This is a genomic window from Chitinophaga silvisoli (genome assembly GCF_003412465.1).
Taxonomy (GTDB): Bacteria; Bacteroidota; Bacteroidia; order Chitinophagales; family Chitinophagaceae; genus Chitinophaga; species Chitinophaga silvisoli.
Genome location: NZ_QTJV01000016.1, coordinates 1 through 17,616, shown reverse-complemented (window position 1 = coordinate 17,616; position 17,616 = coordinate 1). Strand labels below are relative to the sequence as shown.

17 protein-coding genes are annotated in these 17,616 nt (G+C 43.4%); 9 read left to right on the top strand and 8 right to left on the bottom strand.

Annotation, left to right across the window (positions count from 1 at the left end; genetic code table 11):
- Positions 1–2: 2 nt before the first annotated feature.
- From DXN04_RS30020 to DXN04_RS30010, 3 genes are all read right to left on the bottom strand, one after another.
- Positions 3–905, bottom strand: coding sequence for a helix-turn-helix domain-containing protein (locus tag DXN04_RS30020; RefSeq protein ID WP_116857121.1), 903 nt, complete (start codon positions 903–905; stop codon positions 3–5).
- Between the two features lie 147 nt (positions 906–1,052).
- Entirely contained in the window at positions 1,053–3,194 is a 2,142-nt protein-coding gene (locus DXN04_RS30015) for a glycoside hydrolase family 31 protein (protein ID WP_116857120.1), read from the bottom strand.
- 89 nt (positions 3,195–3,283) lie between these two features.
- Positions 3,284–4,222: a helix-turn-helix transcriptional regulator gene (locus DXN04_RS30010; protein ID WP_116857119.1), complete on the bottom strand. Its 939-nt coding sequence runs from the start codon at positions 4,220–4,222 to the stop codon at positions 3,284–3,286.
- 87 nt (positions 4,223–4,309) lie between these two features.
- On the opposite strand from DXN04_RS30010, the gene DXN04_RS30005 reads away from it, so the two are divergent.
- The 6 genes from DXN04_RS30005 (at position 4,310) to DXN04_RS29980 (ending at position 9,690) form a co-directional block, all read left to right on the top strand.
- Positions 4,310–5,401, top strand: a complete 1,092-nt coding sequence (locus DXN04_RS30005) for an FAD-dependent monooxygenase (RefSeq protein WP_116857258.1) — start codon at positions 4,310–4,312, stop codon at positions 5,399–5,401.
- 2 nt (positions 5,402–5,403) lie between these two features.
- Complete coding sequence (locus DXN04_RS30000) at positions 5,404–6,555, top strand: alpha/beta hydrolase family protein (protein WP_116857118.1); 1,152 nt, start codon at positions 5,404–5,406, stop codon at positions 6,553–6,555.
- Between the two features lie 147 nt (positions 6,556–6,702).
- Complete coding sequence (locus DXN04_RS29995; protein WP_116857117.1) at positions 6,703–7,761, top strand: hypothetical protein; 1,059 nt, start codon at positions 6,703–6,705, stop codon at positions 7,759–7,761.
- A gap of 66 nt (positions 7,762–7,827) precedes the next feature.
- A complete protein-coding gene (locus tag DXN04_RS29990) occupies positions 7,828–8,751 on the top strand; it encodes a hypothetical protein (RefSeq protein ID WP_147320101.1) in 924 nt (307 codons plus the stop codon).
- Between the two features lie 39 nt (positions 8,752–8,790).
- The gene (locus DXN04_RS29985; RefSeq protein ID WP_116857115.1) at positions 8,791–9,279 is read left to right on the top strand and encodes a hypothetical protein; all 489 of its coding nucleotides are present in this window, start codon (positions 8,791–8,793) and stop codon (positions 9,277–9,279) included.
- Positions 9,280–9,291: 12 nt separating this feature from the next.
- The gene (locus DXN04_RS29980; protein WP_116857114.1) at positions 9,292–9,690 is read left to right on the top strand and encodes an NUDIX hydrolase; all 399 of its coding nucleotides are present in this window, start codon (positions 9,292–9,294) and stop codon (positions 9,688–9,690) included.
- A gap of 82 nt (positions 9,691–9,772) precedes the next feature.
- Here DXN04_RS29980 and DXN04_RS29970 read toward each other — a convergent pair whose 3' ends face one another.
- Positions 9,773–10,285 carry a DinB family protein gene (locus tag DXN04_RS29970; RefSeq protein WP_116857113.1) on the bottom strand — a complete coding sequence of 171 codons (513 nt, stop codon included), beginning with the start codon at positions 10,283–10,285 and terminating at the stop codon, positions 9,773–9,775.
- A 489-nt stretch (positions 10,286–10,774) separates the two neighbouring features.
- Here DXN04_RS29970 and DXN04_RS29965 point away from each other — a divergent pair, with 489 nt between their 5' ends.
- Positions 10,775–11,518, top strand: a complete 744-nt coding sequence (locus tag DXN04_RS29965) for an SDR family oxidoreductase (protein WP_116857112.1) — start codon at positions 10,775–10,777, stop codon at positions 11,516–11,518.
- 78 nt (positions 11,519–11,596) lie between these two features.
- Here DXN04_RS29965 and DXN04_RS29960 read toward each other — a convergent pair whose 3' ends face one another.
- The 4 genes from DXN04_RS29960 to DXN04_RS29945 form a co-directional block, all read right to left on the bottom strand.
- Entirely contained in the window at positions 11,597–13,072 is a 1,476-nt protein-coding gene (locus tag DXN04_RS29960) for an aminotransferase-like domain-containing protein (RefSeq protein WP_116857111.1), read from the bottom strand.
- A gap of 370 nt (positions 13,073–13,442) precedes the next feature.
- A complete protein-coding gene (locus DXN04_RS29955) occupies positions 13,443–13,937 on the bottom strand; it encodes an ester cyclase (protein WP_116857110.1) in 495 nt (164 codons plus the stop codon).
- A 6-nt stretch (positions 13,938–13,943) separates the two neighbouring features.
- Positions 13,944–14,579 (bottom strand): NAD(P)H-dependent oxidoreductase, encoded by a 636-nt coding sequence (locus tag DXN04_RS29950; protein WP_116857109.1) that lies wholly within the window; start codon positions 14,577–14,579, stop codon positions 13,944–13,946.
- Positions 14,580–14,684: 105 nt separating this feature from the next.
- Positions 14,685–15,266 (bottom strand): Crp/Fnr family transcriptional regulator, encoded by a 582-nt coding sequence (locus tag DXN04_RS29945; protein ID WP_116857108.1) that lies wholly within the window; start codon positions 15,264–15,266, stop codon positions 14,685–14,687.
- A gap of 278 nt (positions 15,267–15,544) precedes the next feature.
- Between DXN04_RS29945 and DXN04_RS29940 the strand changes: the two genes are divergently transcribed.
- Both DXN04_RS29940 and DXN04_RS29935 read left to right on the top strand, forming a co-directional pair.
- Positions 15,545–16,804, top strand: a complete 1,260-nt coding sequence (locus tag DXN04_RS29940; RefSeq protein WP_116857107.1) for a S41 family peptidase — start codon at positions 15,545–15,547, stop codon at positions 16,802–16,804.
- Positions 16,805–17,114: 310 nt separating this feature from the next.
- On the top strand, positions 17,115–17,543 hold the full coding sequence (locus DXN04_RS29935; protein ID WP_199415172.1) for an SDR family NAD(P)-dependent oxidoreductase: 429 nt from the start codon (positions 17,115–17,117) through the stop codon (positions 17,541–17,543).
- The last annotated feature ends 73 nt before the right edge of the window (positions 17,544–17,616 follow it).

The following is a 17,616-nucleotide window of genomic DNA, read 5'->3' as shown; positions in this document are numbered from 1 at the left end:
TGTTAGTTAAACGACTTTCTGAAGATGGTTGGAGATAAATTGGTATGGCGCTTAAACAGTTTGTTGAAAGACTGCGGATGCTCGAAACCCAGCTGGTAAGCAATTTCAGCTACGGTTAAGTTGGTCGTACTTAAGACTGTTTTTGCTCTTTCAATCAGCCTGTCATGGATATGTTGCTGGGCGTTTTGTCCTGTCAGGGAGCGGAGCATATCAGACAAATACCGGGGTGATACCTGCAGGTGATGTGCTACTTCCGGTACGCTGGGTATACCTCCCTGCTGGTCAGCAAAACGTGCTTCGAGGTAGGCATTCATCTGTGTGATCACATCATGATGCAGTGCTTTTCGTGTAATGAATTGCCTGTTATAAAAACGATTACTATAATTGAGTAAGAGTTCAATCTGGGAGACCAGCACGTCCTGGCTGAAGATATCTGTGTTGTTATTCAATTCATCAGCGATGTTCTCAAACAGTCCTGCGATTACTTTTTTCTCTTTTTCAGAGAGGAACAGGGCTTCTGTCACCGCGTAAGAAAAGAAGCCGTATTGCTGGATACGCTGACCTAATGCATAGTTTCGGATCAGGTCGGCATGGAAGAACAGGGTATAACCGTCGAGGCAACTTTCCTCGGCAGACATCGTGACGACCTGGTTTGGAGCCAGGAAGGCCATGCCGCCTTCTTCAAAGTCGTAATAGCCCTGGCCATATTTTATTTTTCCGCTGAAATCTTTCTTAAAAGAGATCTTATAGAAATCGATCATGAACTTCACGCCCACCAGGTTGCGGCTTCCTTTTTCATGATCATAATTTACCAATGCTACCAGGGGATGCAGTGGTTTGGGCATATCCAGGTCACGCATGAACCCGGAGATACTTTTGTATATGATAGGAGGTGTCGCTTTCATGATGTAAAGGTCCGGAAAGCCGGGAAATAAAAATTAGCCTGGATGGTAAAAAGTGTAGCCTGGAGAAAAAAGGAGGAGAAACTCATGGTGGGGGAGGAAAAGAAGCAAAAGAGATAATTTTACTTTTGCTTCGACCTCCCCCTTTAATTAAAAGCTAACACGTCCGTCCTTTCCAATTACTGCACTTTTTTCTGCTTTACCCAATACGGCTTTGATCGCTTTGTAGGTATTTTTACCGGAATAAGTACCGCTTACTTTCCAGCTAAGCGTTTTAGTGGCATCATCCCAGGCAAAGGTAGTTGTCCGGGTATTTCCTTTAGTATAGTTATAAGAGGTACCATCATCTTCTACCATTTTAAAACTTCCGTTTTTGCCCGGGTAGATATGTATTTCGAGCGGCGTGGTGCTGGTCTGTTCAGTGTATTGTACCACAGGGCCCAGTGGCAATATGGTACCTGCGCGTACATACACGGGGATCTCATCCAGTTGCTTCCGGACAGCGATGGTTTTGGGACCACGAATTGCTTCGCCGCTAAAGAAATCGTACCAGGTATCTTCGGGTAAATATACACTGCGTTTGCCACCGGCATTGAGCAGTGGAGCCGCTAAAATGCCTTTACCCAGCAGCCATTCATCCGTCATATTTGCAGTGGTGGTATCAGCAGGATATTCCATCACCAGGGGGCGCATGATGGGTGCACCGGTATTGTATGCTTCATGTCCCAGGCTGTAAGTATAGGGTAGGAGCTGGTATCTCAGCTCCAGTGCTTTGCGCATGGCGGCTTCCCCATCTTCACCCCAGAGGAAGGGGAAGCGGGCAGTCGTACCAAGATCAGAATGAGCACGCATGATAGGGAAGAAAACGCCTGCCTGGAACCAGCGTACCAGGGTTTCCTTTTCAGGGGTGCCATGGAAGCCTCCGATATCGCATGCACCGTAATACATGCCGGCCAGACTGAAGTTCAGCAGGTCTTTAGGCACATCTGCCAGTGATTCCCAGGAGGACTGGATATCGCCATTCCAGGTACAGTAGCCAAAACGCTGATTGCCGGGGCTGAATGCCCTGTTAATCGTAAAATGACGGTAATTGGGCCGGACCTCATTTAAGAGGTGAAATTGGGCGGTATTCCACCAATAATAGCAGGTATAATAAGATTCCCCTTCATCATCCCACCAGGCATCGACACCTGCCTGCAGCATAGGTTTTGTTTTGTTTTCAAACCATTGGCGGAGTTTTGCATTGCTGAAGTTCAGGTCCCGGCTTTCGGATTCCGGATGACTCAGCCAGCCGTTTTGCCTGGCGGTATCCAGCAGGAGATTATTGCCTAACCTGGGTTTGCGGATGCCGATGAATTTTACGCCTGCTTTTTTGAAGTCGGCTATCTGCTTTGCAGGATGCGGGAAGAGTGTAGGATTGAAGTTGAAATCGCTGTAGCCTTCCTTACCTGCTTTGGCTACCGTGTAATCGGGGGTGGTGGTGTACCATTCAAAGTCAAAGATGAAGGCATCTACAGGCAATTTGTGTGAGCGGAACTTGCTGAGCACATTGGCGATATAGGTGCTGTCTTCCCATCCCCACTGGCTTTGGAGGTAGCCGAATGCCCACCTGGGAGGGAGTTTGGGCTTACCTGTGAGCTTTACATAGCCATTGGCACCAGCGTAAATGGTGCTGGCAGGCCAGAGGTATAGGTTGGCTGCCTTTGCCCTGTATTGCCAGCTCAGTTGTTGATTGGCATTATTCCAGGTGGCAGGTGCATCGTCGTTGACTGATACTCCAAAAGCGCTGTACCCTCCAGTATTCCAGAGGTAGGGAATACCAGCCAGGCCATTGCTGACAGCGGAGCCAGACTGTTCTTTTTCCAGGCTTTTGGAAATGATATTGCCGGAGCCGTAGTAAGTACCGGCAGCGGGGTAAGCGATGGTCGTAGATGAGTCGGTGAAGGCATAGGTACCATCCTGGATCAGGGCTTTATTGGCAGGATCATAGAGTGACCAGCTGCCGGTATTCGCGTTGATCATTAAGGTACCGTAAGCCGTCTGAATGCCGTACAAAGGTGGTTTTGAAACCAGGGTGTAGGACGAGGATGTATGGTTCTCTATAAAAATACTTTTGAGGGCGCGTGGAGCAGCCGAATCATTCAGGCTCAGGCAAAAAGCAGCATTTGTGGCAAAGAGGCCGACCTGGTGGCCCCGGGCAGTGACAATGATCCCGTTGGGAACCCTGGTGACCTGCGCATACATGGTAGCTGACTGTAATGCAGTCAACAATAGAAAAACCAGTTTTTTCATATTTAAGTGGTATAAGCAGCAGGAAAGGTATAAAAGAATTTGCTAAACCGGTTTAACTATTTGCTGATTTTGGTTGGGTAATTTCCAGATTATCGTTCGGTGCTATATTTTTTAGGCTTTTTACCGATGTATTTTTCGAAAGTTCTCGAGAAGTGGCTGAGGTTTTCGAAGCCTAATTGGTAACCCACTTCTGACACTGAGTGTTTTTCTTCACGAAGCAGGCGGGCGGCTTCCTGCATCCTGAAATACTGGTAGTAATCGTAGATGCCCATACCAAAGACCTGTGTGAAGATCTTCCGCATTTTTAATTCATTCATGCCAGCGATCTGTTTTAACTCATTTATGCTACTGGGCTGACTGAGGGAGGAGAGGATTTTGTCCCGTACTTTGAAAATGGAGCTGATGTCTTTGTGGCTGAGTTGCTGATGTATAGATTTTTCGCGTTTGCTCAGGCTTTTAAAAAGGTGGAAGAGGAGTTCCATGGCTTTTAGTTTGTAGTGGAAATCGGGGAGGTGATGGGGTTCTTCTTTTTTGACAATATCATTGATGCTGCGGACAATGTCGTCGGTCATGATTTCTTCGATGAGGAAATCGTAGCTGGTGTCAAATAGGTATTGAAACTTTTCAGTATCGTTTTTAAGAAAGCTTTTCAGGTATTCGGCACTGATAATAACAGCGACTATCTGTACGCGGCGGGGATCTTTTTTGAACGTGCTGGTGTAAGAATAGGTAGATGGAAAGGCCCGGATGGCAGGGTTTTCCATCCGTTTTGCAGGACTTGTCTGTTCATCTTCAAATACATTTTTAAAGAAAAAGCAGATGCTGTCTTTGATGTGAATGGGCGCTACTGTTTTCCGTTTGAATGTTTTGTTCACGGTGTAGGAGGCAAAGAACATCACGAGTTCAGGGAAGAAGTCGAAGCTTTTATGATAGTGTAAGTTGACGTTTTGGAGCATTCCTTTCCCGACATCATATCCTATTTTATCAATAAAATGGAGGAAATCCGGTTTGTCTTTTGTTGCTTCCATATGTTTTACGACTATTTTTAATAGTTTATGAGCTATTTTATTTCTAAAGATACAATCAATTTTGTGGTGTAACCAAAAATGGAACACATGAAAAAGCAGGTTTTGATATCGGGAGCGAGCATAGCTGGTCTTTCGCTGGCATACTGGCTGAACCGGAATGGGTATACAGTAACTGTCGTAGAACTATCAAAAGGATTAAGGCGGGGAGGATCACCGATTGATGTGCGGGGCAGTGCATTGGATGTGGCGGCGGAAATGGGCATCCTGGATAAGATAAAAGCGAAAGAATTCCTGCATACGGATGAGATGGTGAATGCGCAAAATGAGACCCTTGTCAGCTTCAATATCAATACGCAGGCGGAGTATAAGGGGGATATAGAAATTCACAGGGATGACCTGGCGGACATCTTGTTTGAGAACATTCCTGCGGGAGAAGTGACGTTTATCTTTCAAAACAGGATTGAGCAGTTGCTGCAATATGAGGATAGGGTGGAGGTGACATTCAGGACAGGGGAGACCAGCAATTTTGATTTTGTATTTGGAGCAGATGGCACACATTCGGCTGTGCGCAGATTAGTATTTGGTCCGGAGGAAAACTACTCCAGGTTCTTCGGTGCTTACTTTGCCATTGTGGAGGCACCCGCCATCCAGCCCGGTAAGGGCGCTGTTATATACCATGAACCGGGTAAGATGGCGGCCTTGTATCCATTTAGGAAAGCGGTGAATGCATTGCTCGTATTCAGATCGGAAAAGCTGGATTATGACTATAAAAATGATGCACAGCACAAGCAGATCCTGAAAGAAAATTTTGCAAACAGTGCCTGGAAGATTCCAGAGATCCTGGATGCGATGCTGGGTTCAGACAATTTATATTTTGATGAGGTGTGCCAGGTTCATATGCCGTCATGGACAAAGGGACGTGTGGCACTGGTAGGAGATGCGGCGCATACTGCGAGTTTTCCGACAGGCATGGGAACGAGCCTGGCAATGGAAGGGGCGGCTGCTCTGGCGAAAGCATTGCAGGAAAATGAAGATTATACGCTTGCATTTGCAAAGTATAATAAAGCTTACCGTCCTTATGTAGAAAGTGTGCAGTCAAAAATAACACGGGGATTGAACTGGCTGGTGCCGGAGACGGCGGCAGGTATCCAGGAAGCAATAGAACGTTTTAAAAAATAGTTATGGCAAATGAGGATTATTCGACTCAGCGATTGAGTCAGCGTTATCGTTTTTCAGATCCTAATATGGACCTGTTTTTCCTGGGTGCGCTTGGCTGGGGGCCGGCAGGTGGATTGTCTGCCGGGGAGGCATTTTATGTGGCTGCCCGGATTAAGGATGGAGATGCGGATTCCTGGGCGGATGCCTTTGAAAGGCAGGGGGAGATCCTGCATGCGCAGGCGGAGAAATGGCAGCAGAGAGGGCTTGTACGGGCAGCCGGAGAAGCACGGTTGAAGGCATTTGCGTGTTATCGCTCCGCGTGGCAGTTTGTAGCACCGGGAGAACGGTTTCTTGGTTTGTTTAGAAACAGCCAGGGGCTTTTTGACCAGGCGATGGGGGAGCTGGGGTTGACAGCGATTGGTTTTTCAGTACCTTATGGAGGTGGTGTATTGCCCGGGCATTATTACCCGGCCAGTGATCCTGCTGCGCCAACAGTGTTGGTGATTGGAGGAGCGGATACCTGTCATGAGGACCGGTTTTTATCGCAGGGGCGTTATTACCTGGAGCGTGGTTATGCGGTGGCATTGGTTGATTTGCCGGGACAGGGAATTGTGCAGGAACAGGGATTGTATTGGGAGGCAGCAGTAGAGCAACCGATAGGGGCAGTGATCGATGTATTGACAGCGCGGTTTGGTGTGGGTAAGATTGCGCTGCTGGGCATGAGCCTGGGAGGTTATTTTGCCTGTCGTGCAGCGGCATATGAACCAAGATTGGCGGCGGTGATGGCGACACCGGCGTTGACTTGTCCTTACGAATTATTTTCAGGAGTGGCCAAGCAAATGAAGGACACGACTGTGCAGTCGGAGGCAGCGCTTAGAAATCACCAGGTATTGATGTGGAAGGCAGGTGCTACAGATCTGGAAGAATTAGGAAAGCGATGGGAAGGAGTGGCAGTGGATCCGGCTCTTGTGCAGGTGCCGTTTTTGTCGGTATTAGGGATGCAGGAGGGGAGTATCTGGAAAAAGCAAACGGAGGAATGGCATGCGGCTATTCCATCAGCCAAAAAGAGTTTATTGAAGCTGGATGCGGAGACGGGGGCGGATGCGCATTGCCAGGGAAGTAATCCGCTGCGGCTGGCGCAGGAGGTGGATGGATGGTTGAGAGAGATATTATGATAATGAGCTTGTATCAAAAGTAATCTGAAGGCATTGAGAAATGTTCTCCATTAGGAGCCCGGAATTTTACCTTTGATACAAGCTTCTTTTTTGTTAGAGCGCTCTGAAAAATTCCGTTTATATTTGTGCATAACCCGTAATTGTTTGATGATGCATTCATTTGTACAATATCACCTTCCTGTAGCGTTTTCTTTTTCAAGTGGCCTCAAAATTCTTGAAACAGCTATCGTAAATGATGAGCTGATTGTCGTGACATTTAGTAATAGTGCGCAGATAGTGGCACTGAATTATGACCTGGAGCCCGTCTGGACCAAGGAGCCGGAAATGGCGTTCGGCAATTATGTTTATCCAAGGGTGACGGTACGGCAGGATAGCAGTATGTTTTGCACTTCAGATATCAATCATGTAAAGTTTTACAGTGTAGATGGAACTTTGCTTGCATCATTTCCTCATGAGGAATGGTATTCATTTTTAGGGTCGGGTTGTCATTTTTCAGGGGATGTTGCGCTCTTTGTAACGCCTTCACCCGGAGGAGATAAACTGATGCTGGTGAGTACGGTTGATTTCAGCGTAATCCAGGAGTATACATTGGACGGGTACCAGGAATATGCTTATGGTTTTCATGCTACCAGTGCGCCGGATCTTGTTTTTATGGACCTGGCGGCGGGGCAGGATGATACCCGTTTGTTTAAGATCAGGATTCAACCTGATGGGATGGAGCTGAGTGAACTGACAGCATGTAATGATGAGATCTTTGGTGCCTTTGCACCTTCGGGGAAGGAGTTTGTGACGGCACCTCATTATGGCGAAGGGATTAAGGTATTTTCGTTTCCGGGAGGAATGCAGCTGGCTGAGATTATGCAGAAGACATTGTTTGAAGGGAGGAATGAGTACCCGGCTGCGAATGATGATAGTCTGGAGTACCAGGTGATTTATTTGAACGACGATGTATTGCTAACGGTTACACGATTTGGAAGACTATTGCTGATAAAGCGGGACGAGATGCTTTGTTTCGGAGAGTTATTGCTGGAGGGAAATCAGTTGACAGCCTATAATATGAAGGGACGAGCTGTGCAGGAAGGAGAAGAGATTGAGGATTATGAGGGGGAGGTAGGTGCAGTAAAATTGCTGGGGGAAGGAAGGATTCTGGTGGGGTATAGGGATGGAAGTCTGCGGGTGTATGAGTTGTTAAATAAATTTTTGTGAGAGCTGCGGAAAAAAAGCCATTTTTGTAAGCGGATTTAACAGACCCTATATACCATGACCTATAGTATGCGAACGTTCATGTTGCCCATTTTATTGATTGTTAGCCTCAGGGGTTTTGCCCAGCGGGGAGATACCAGTCCTCGTATGCAGCCTATTTCGCTTACCGGTAATCAGGCATCTGCTAAGGACAATGCAGGGAAACCACTGAAATCTTACGTATGGGAAAAGTTCCCTGATCACTATCATATTCTTGCATTCAACTACGGATCTATCTTTCCTGTGAGTCCGGGACAGGCTACGCAGGCATATATCAATTATACGTCTGTCGCGGTAGGTACAGGTGTACAGCAATCAGAGGTTTTTAAGGGGACAGCGAAAAATGGCTTTGCCAACAGGATGTGGTCAATGGGAGCTGATTATGAGTCAATATGGAATGAGAAAAATGATATCGTCTTAGGCATTGGTGGATTTAAGAATGTGGGTGGTGATGGCGGTTTCTATTTTCACGGGGGGTACCGGTATGTATTGAACCTGGGTTCAGTGTCCCTGAAGCCGGGTTTGGATTATTATGCACTGAGGGGATCGAACCATATAGGCGATATAGATAATAAGCAGCGGGATCTGTACTTCGATGGATTTTATTCGGAGGCCCAGTTTATAGTATCACATACCAATACGTATACAGACGATGAGGGCAATACCTACGATGAAACGACGTATAGTACTTATAATACAGACAGGGTAGAAGTGAAGTACAGAAGAAGGGCGAAGGCACTGCAACCATTGCTGGAAGCAAGTGGACACTGGCGCAGGCTGTCAGTCAGTGCCGAACTGGGATATATGATCCAGATTCAGCAGAAAAGTACCCTCACCTTTGACCAGATTGATGATTATTTCCGTGAGCGGAATGAAGTGGGCACGATGACGATGCGGAAAAATGGTGTGCTGACAGGTCCCAGGTTCAGTATAATGATTGGGCTTATATTGTAGGTTGTTGTAAATATTCGTATCCTAATAGAACATCATAACATGAAAAAGATATTAACCCGCTGTACCTTTCTTCTTATAGTTTTTGTTGCCTGTAAAAAAGACGATCCTGTCAATACAGGTTATTCCCAGACCACCGCTTTCTTTATTTCTAACAAAGATACTATCAGGTATAGTGATAGCAGTAAAAATGCGATTGTAACTTACAATGCTACGGGTAAAAAAAGTTACGTGATTACGCTTGGATATGCGTTTCGTGGCATTTCTTATAATGATGAACCGGTATTGTCAGCAGGACAGCAAATAAAGCTACCTTATTTCAGGTATTATGGTCCTTATGGAGATCATGGTACGGAGACGTTGAACGATGATATTGCACCGGGCTCAGGGTCTACAGTGGTACTAAGGGTGACACGTGTAGGAAATGCTGACTTTGATGCAACATTTTCAGGAAAGGTGTGGTCTGCGAAAGAGGCGGATACCTTGTTTATAAAAGAGGGGCAATTGAAGCAGGTGAAATTGCCTGAATAAAATGAAATGTGTATGCATGTAATTGATAAACTCGCGTGGATTGAAATCAGGAATCAGCGTATTCTGTCTACGAGGAGTATTGGTAAGGATAAGTATTATCTGCCCGGCGGGAAAAGAGAGGCGGGGGAGACAGATGCGCAGGCTTTGTGCAGGGAGATTAGGGAGGAGTTGAGTGTAGCGTTGCATCCGGCATCGCTGGCATTTGTGGGGGTATTTGAGGCAGCGGCTCATGGGCATCCGGAAGGGGTGATGGTGAAGATGACTTGTTACATGGCTGCGTATACAGGAGAGCTGCAGGCAGCAGCGGAGATTGAAGAAGTGAGATGGCTGGATCATAGTGACAAGGATAAGATTTCGGAAGTGGATAAACAGATATTTGATTATTTGAAAGAGAGAGATTTAATTCAATAAACAATGGAAGTTTTAATAATAACCGGTCCTCCGTATAGTGGGAAGGGCACACAGTGTGCGATATTGGAAGGGCATTTGGGTTTTAGCGGCCATTATTATCGATGCGCTGCTTTTGTCTGAAGTGATGGCGCATATGCATTTCCATAAACTGCAACCATTCCAGGGCGCTGAAGTAGTGTAAACCGGGATGTAATGATTTGCCGGTGGCTGTGGATGGATCTATTGATTGCCAGGCTTGGTTGACTTCATTTTGAATTTGTAGTAATGCCTGCATGAGTTCCTGTTTGCTGGTGGGCTGGGGGATGATTTGGTTGGTAGCGGGACCTTCGATTAATAGATCAGGAAAGCTATTATTTTCGAACATTATTTTAGCGTTCGGGTGCATTGTTTCGTCGGCGTTTTCTCGTGTTGACAAGGCGGCTTTCATTTGTTGTACCTGGTAGCGGGTATCGTCTATGATATGAGTGTATACCTGGCCTAAAGACCAGGAGCCGGGGCGTGGGTAGTGGTGGAGTTGAGCTAAGGTGTAATGGGGGAGGAAGTTTATCCAGGTGGTGATGGTGGTATTGAACTGGTCGAGGATGGGTGATTGCATGATGGATTATTTAGGAGGCGGAATAAAAGTAGAAAAAAAGGAATTTACTATTGTGATTATTTGTGAAAATTTATAAGCCATTTTCTCTTGTTAAGCAAATTTACAACTACTTCTTACAGGTTCGTACTATAATATACCTTACTTCGATCAGTATTTATATACATCTTAATTGACAAAGTGATTCAGGGATTACACCAGTCTTTAATTCGAAAGATTAAGCATCTGATAAATGGGGATGCCTGGGTTCTATACTCTAGCTCTGAGATATGCTTCTTCACCCGGGAGTCTGGACTGCCATAAAAATGAATGCTGGATGGCCAGGTAATTTTAATTAATCTATTTCTTTGTTAAGAATTAAATCCAGTTCGGACGATGGGATGTTATACAGCCGGCTTATGTAGCATGCACAGATGTCCCTACAAGTTTTAAAAGCTGGCAATTCAGATTGATAAGGGTATATATTTCAGTATTTTTAAAAATAGTCCAATCATGAAAGTTTTAGTAATCGGAGGTACCGGCCTCATTGGGAAAGATGTATGTAAAAAATTGGAGGGTGCTGGTCACAAGGTAATTGTTGGATCACCAGGCAGGGGTGTTGATATCCTGACAGGGAAGGGGCTCGAAGAAGCACTGGAGGGAACAGACATTGTGATAGATCTGTCCAACTCCAAATCGCCGGATGGCGAAACGGCTTTACACTTTTTCAGTACCGCGGGCAAAAACCTGGTTGCAGCGGAGAAAGTTGCCAATGTTAAACATCACCTTATACTTTCTATTGTTGGCGTTCCCCTTGCTCAACATATAGGTTATTTGCAGGCCAAGAAGCTACAGGAAGATTCGATTGCAACATCTGGCATTCCTTATACAATCATTCGTTCGACACAATTTCACGAGCATATTTCGACGATAATCGCTGTTCAGGGTGAGGGCAGGGAGGTACACGTTTCAACCGTCGACTATCAACCGATCGCCGTTACAGATGTGGTCAACTACGTTGTTAAGTTTGCCCTGGAGGAACCGAAAAATGGAATCGTTGAGATAGCCGGTCCTGATCGTGGCCCGATGAATGAATTTGTGAAAAAATACCTGGACGAAAAGCGTGAAGAAAAGGAGGTAGTAGCCAACGAGGACAATAAATATATGTTCTTCGAGATACCAAGATCGTTGTTGGTGCCTGCCGGAGATTTTTTCCCGGGGGAAATAAGATTTGACGATTGGAAAAAGTCATCATAAAATTTTCAGGTTGCGGCCAGTATATGGCAGCTGGATAGTTTTGGTGCCGCTGCCATATATCTTTGACGGAGGCCTTACTCACCTGCAGTCCTTAAGTACCCCGATAAATTTTTGCATTTCTTCTGTATTCAGCGAGGCGAATCCGAGTCTTATTCCATTGATGTCATCTTTATATCTGTACAGGCTACCATCATTCATGAAGATACCTTTTCCTGCTAACCGTTTGGCAAGATCAGGTATCGAATACCCCGGGGGGAACGTGGCCCAGACAGCCATGCCGCCATTCGGCGTATTAAAATGAATGAGGTCTCCCATACCGGCATTAAGCATGTCGCAGAAAATATCCCGCCGTTCTTTATACAACTTTACCGATTTTCGTAAATGTCTTTGCATCTCTCCGGTATTAAAAAGATGGGCTATAGATTCTTCAAATAACAAGTCACCGCGGATTTCTACCATTTGTTTGAACATGGAAGCCTGCCATATGAAATCATCCCCTGCAACCAGGTAACCCAACCTGACCGTTGGTGCTAATGTCTTCGAGATAGAACCAATATAGATCACATAACCGTTATGGTCTGCGCTGGCTAAAGGTAGTATTGGAGAATTTTCATAATGAAAGTCATAATCATAATCGTCCTCGATAACCGGAAGACGGTACTGTCGAATGATATTCAAAAGTTTTATCCTTCTTTCTTTACTTAGGGTGACGGTTGTGGGGTGGTGGTGGTGGGGAATAATGTATAGAAGATCAGGTGGTGACTTTTTGCAGATGTTCTCAATTTCGTCAACGTCAATCCCATTTTCATCAACTTTAACCCTGATCAGTTTCGCCCCCATTTGTTCAAAAAGCTTATTGGCAAGAGGGTAGTTTAAATCACCGACGACGACCGTGCTCCCGGGCCGCAGGATTAAGCTTGCCGCTATAAAGATTGCCAGTTGTGCCCCATGGGTGATCAGCACATGCCTGGATTCAATATTGAGTGCCCTGGTTTTAGCAAGGAAAAGGGCTAATTCGGTTCTCAAAGACATACTTCCGGCAGCACTGTCATTCAATAACCTACTATGGAGGTGAACTCTTTTAGATAAGAACCTGTATCGGTCAAAAATCGAGTCCAGGGGTGCTACCCTCGCATCCGGGTAACCGTCATTAATCATCAGGTGATGAGGGCTCAATGTTTTTTTGGAAACCGGCCCCGCAGCCACTTGCTTGTAGAAATTTGGATTTTGCTGCTGGTTGGGCTCATTAGTTGGCAAAGGGCCGAAGGGCCTGGGCTGTATCAGCGGGAGTTGTTGGGCAACAAAGTTTCCCTTTCGTTCTATCACGTTGATCCATCCTTCAACCTGGAGTTCTTCATAAGCCGATACTACCGTTGTACGGTTAATTTTCAGCATTGATGCCATGTCCCGACTAGCGGGCAATTGATATCCTGGTTTTAATTTCCCATTTCTTATGAGAAAGACAATACCTTCCGCTACCTGCTTAAAAATGGGAACGGCGGATTGCCTATTGATTTCAATTAAATTACTGTATGGTAATAACTGTACGCTCATAAATAAGGATATGTTCAACGCTGGGCTTTAGAGTCCTGATTTTAGGATGCCTGGCATCCGGACCTGGGCTGGAGTAAAAAAGAGAGATACATGATAAATGCAGCTCACTATCTTATTTTCGATAGCAGGATTGTACAACCCGCAAGTTATTCCAGTCAACTTTGTTTCAACAACTCCACAGGCACCGGATTATTCTTCATAAACTCCTTCGTCTTTTTTAACTATTAAATGAAAAATGGACGCTTGCATGGACCTGGAAAAGTTGACGCTTGCCGTCCCGAAACATGCCCATTTTTATCTTTAATTATTTGGAAAATTTCTATGCCATTTTCTTTTGTTTAACAAATTTACAATTATTTTTTATCAGGCTCTAAAGCGTTTGAACTACCTGCATAAAATCGTTCCGGCTCCAATGATCTGTTATCTTTCCGTCTTTTAAAATATCTATTTCAATTACATTCATTTCCACTTTTTTCCCTGTGGGAGCTTTTCCCATAAACTCCCCGGTATGTGTTGCAGTAATAGTTTTTCTTAGTGATACTTTATTTTCTTCGCCTAATACTTCGTGAATTTGCACGGAAATATTTGAAAATGCCTTATGAAAACCGGTAATGAATTGGATCATTACACTTGCATCTGTAGGAGCGTTAGGCGGAGCAGTATGGTTTACAAATGTATCCGCCAACAACTCCTTTGTAATTGCTGTATTGCCCGATTCGAAAAATTCTTTATTGAATTTGATCACCACTTTTTTATTTTGTTCTACTTCCATCTTATTACCTTCTTTAGTTTTTAAATTTTGTGCCTGTGTTATTTTATAGCCTGTGGAGAGGAATAATAACAGTAATACCATTGACTTTTGCATATGAAGCTATTTTATTTCAACATACAACTGGTCTCTTGTTTTTCTTGCTTTTTTTGCATTGGTCAGAAGATCTGCTTCTTTGTTGCGATAACCCAAGGCCAATAATACTACGCTTTGCAGTTCTTTTTCTTTTAACCCTAAAATTTCATCTACCATAAGAGGATTAAAGCCTTCCATGGGTGAAGCGTCTACTTCTTCGAAGGCAGATGCAATCAAGGCCGTTCCCAAAGCGATATAAGTCTGCCGGGCGGCACCATTGGCACGTTGTTCATGGGTCAGTGTATCATTATATCCTTTAACCATATTGAAATACCCATCTAATGTTTCTACAGGAATATTTCTAATACCCGCGGTATTGGCTACAATTTCCCTGATGTATTGATCGGTAATGTTAGTTTTACTGGCAAAAACCAATAAATGTGAAGATTCAATAACCTGCAGTTGATGACAAGCCTTTTCATAAATTTCCTTTTTCAATGCTGCATTGCTGATTACATAAATGGTATATGGCTGTAACCCTGCAGAAGATGCGGAAAGACGGATAGCTTCTAAAATTGATTCAATTTTCTGATCCGGAACTTTCTCCCCGGTCATTCGTTTGGTGGCATACCGCCAATTGAGCTTACTTATTAATATTGACATTGACATTATCTTTTGTATTAAATGATAATGCAAATTTGGCCATAAGGGAGGCCAACAGCCAATAAGATAATTTAAGAAATAGGCTTAAGATAGTTTAAGGGTAGACTACTTTTGGGCGATATTCTTTCTTACAACACTCAGGAACTCAGGTGTAATACCAAGATAAGATGCTACCTGGGTATTAGGCAACCTGTTGGAGAGATGAGGATATTGTTCTAAAAATGAGAGGTATCGTTCTTCGGCATTGGAGCTAATGTTTTGTAACAGCCTGTTTTGAAGTTCTATGAATTTATTTTCAATGATAACCCTAAAAATCCTACAGAACTTTGGGTGATTTTGATACAGATGAATGAGGGTTGGTTTATCAATTTGTAAAATTACGGATGGTTCAATAGCTTCTATATTAAGGAGGCTTTTTCTTTCGGAATGAAAACTGCCAATGTCCATTATCCATTCGTTTTCAGCAGCAAATTGAATATTATGTTCGGCTCCGTTTTTATCGATGCTATACATTTTAGTACAACCAGATACTACAAAGGAATAGTGCCTGCAAACATCATGCTCCTGGAGAATAAATTGCCGGCGCTTGATTTTTTTAACGATCACGCGAGTTCGTAAGTCTTCCTTCTCCTTGCTATTTAGCGGAACGTAATTGTGAAAATATGTTATAAGATTCTCTACCGACACGATTTCTGTTTATAAATTATAGGACTGAATTACAAAGTATAATAATAACAAAAAAAATCAAACCGATGGCAGGGGCGGCCTGATTAAATTAAGGGAATGGAATACCCAACCTGTTCCCGGCATCAACTTTATTTTAACCAGGACTTTTATTGCGGGAGGCATAGTTATCTGGATCAGGTAAAATGAAGCCGGAATATATTCTTTATGGTAATAAAAATATTGTATTTTTTATAATAATTTTAATTCCCACATATACTAAATATTTCTTCTAAAACGGTATGAGAATAGTATTAACCTTATCTTTTTTACTTTTGACAGTTGTTTCAGATGCCCAAACAAATCAATATTTGACGGACCTGGCAGCATTAAAATCCATTCTTCAAAAGACACCATCCTACAAGGCTCAAATCAAGGGTGAAAAACTGGTTTTTTATAATGCTTTGTATAATCGATTGGTTGCTGATACAATAGCCAACTCAAATAGCTACAGTTATTTCTACAATCTGGCGCAGCTTATATTTCCCCTTCGGGACAATCACCTGGGATTTTATGAACTCCCCAATTATAATAATTTCAAAACAAAAGAGAGCATTGACAGTTTTTTAACAGCAAAAGAGTTTTTAAGTTATCCCACCTGCAAAGTCAATATTGATTCCTTAAAGGCTGAATTAAGCCATAAACCTACTGACTCAATAGAGGGGATTTACCATTATGACAAGTTTTACTCGATTGGTCTTTTTAAAAGCAGCGACAAAGAATATCTTGGGGTTGTACTGGATAGTGACGTTAAATGGTGGCTGAGGGGACAAATTGCTGTTCATCTTTACGCGTATGGCCCAAACCTTTATAAGGCAATATATGGACATCCCCGGTTTAAGAACTTCATTTTTCAAGGCAATGAAAAATACGAGCATCAATCTTTAGTTAACTCTTACTTCTATGCATCCTACTCCCACAGCATTTATTCCAAACAACTGAATCAAGTTGATTATGTCAACTTGCCTAAAACCCCTGCTAAATTTGAACTAAAAAATATCACTCATGATATTGAATATTTGTTGATACAAACGTTCCAGGCAGGTAATATTACGATGCAGGAGTCGCATAGGTTTTATGACTCCATAAAAGAATCACTGAAAGCACCCTATCTCGTTTTGGACTTAAGAAACAATGAGGGTGGCTCGGGGAAAGAAGCGGGGAAATATTTTGTGCTTTTGCGAAAATTCGTTAGAAAAGGGCACTTATATGTGTTATTAAACAACGGAACCTTAAGCCAGGCTGAGATTCTAACATTGAAGTTGAAAAAGCTAAAAAATGTCACTACTGTTGGACAAACAACAAAAGGAATGCTGACATATGGAAGCAATTATGGTAACAGAGAAAAATTGCCGGGAGGAAAATTTGAGATATATCCAACGGATATGAAAGGAAGTGAAAAACTTTTGCAATATGAGAATTATGGAATAAGGCCAGACATTATTTTAAATGACGACTCCAATTGGATTGAACAGGTGGTTGAACTTATACGAAAAAAGTAAAGCGTGCAACATGTAGCTTGCTGTCAAGGGGATACCAAAAAAAACAAAAAGGCCGCCTCATTGCAGAGAACGACCTTAAAGTGTCGGGTAGGATGGACAATTTAGAACTTTTGGATTGAAGAGCTCTTTATGCGCTTTTCCTCCTATTACAATTTTAGCAGGTTACAAATTTGCAATTTGTTGCATTTGTTTCTATTTGTTTCCATTCCGTAATTTGTGTTATACATCCCGTTTACTGTGTTAATTCAGCCTGGTAAGTAAATTTAAATTTGTAGTGTACAAAATTTAAAAACACTTAAAATTTAAACTTATGAAAAAGGTAGCATTAATCACAGGAGCAAGTTCAGGAATGGGAAAATCAACAGCAACCATATTACATAGACAAGGCTATACAGTTTATGGAGCGGCAAGACGAACGGATGAAATGAATGACCTGAAAGCAAAAGGAATGGGCGTAGTCGCGCTTGACTTAACCAATGATAAATCAATTGTTGAAGCCGTAGCTACTATTCTCAACAACGAAGGCAGGATAGATATTTTAATTAATAATGCCGGCTATGGTTCTTACGGTGCTGTGGAAGACGTATCACTTGACGAAGCAAGAAGGCAGTTTGAAGTAAACCTTTTTGGAATGGCACGATTGACACAATTGATATTGCCAACTATGCGTAAGCAGCAATCAGGTAGAATCGTGAACATCTCTTCAATGGGTGGGAAGGTTTATACACCACTGGGGTAATGATTCGGTTCTCGGCATCTATGAACCCGTCACCAGAGACATTATCTTTGCCTCAGTTCTTCTTCCAGTTGTT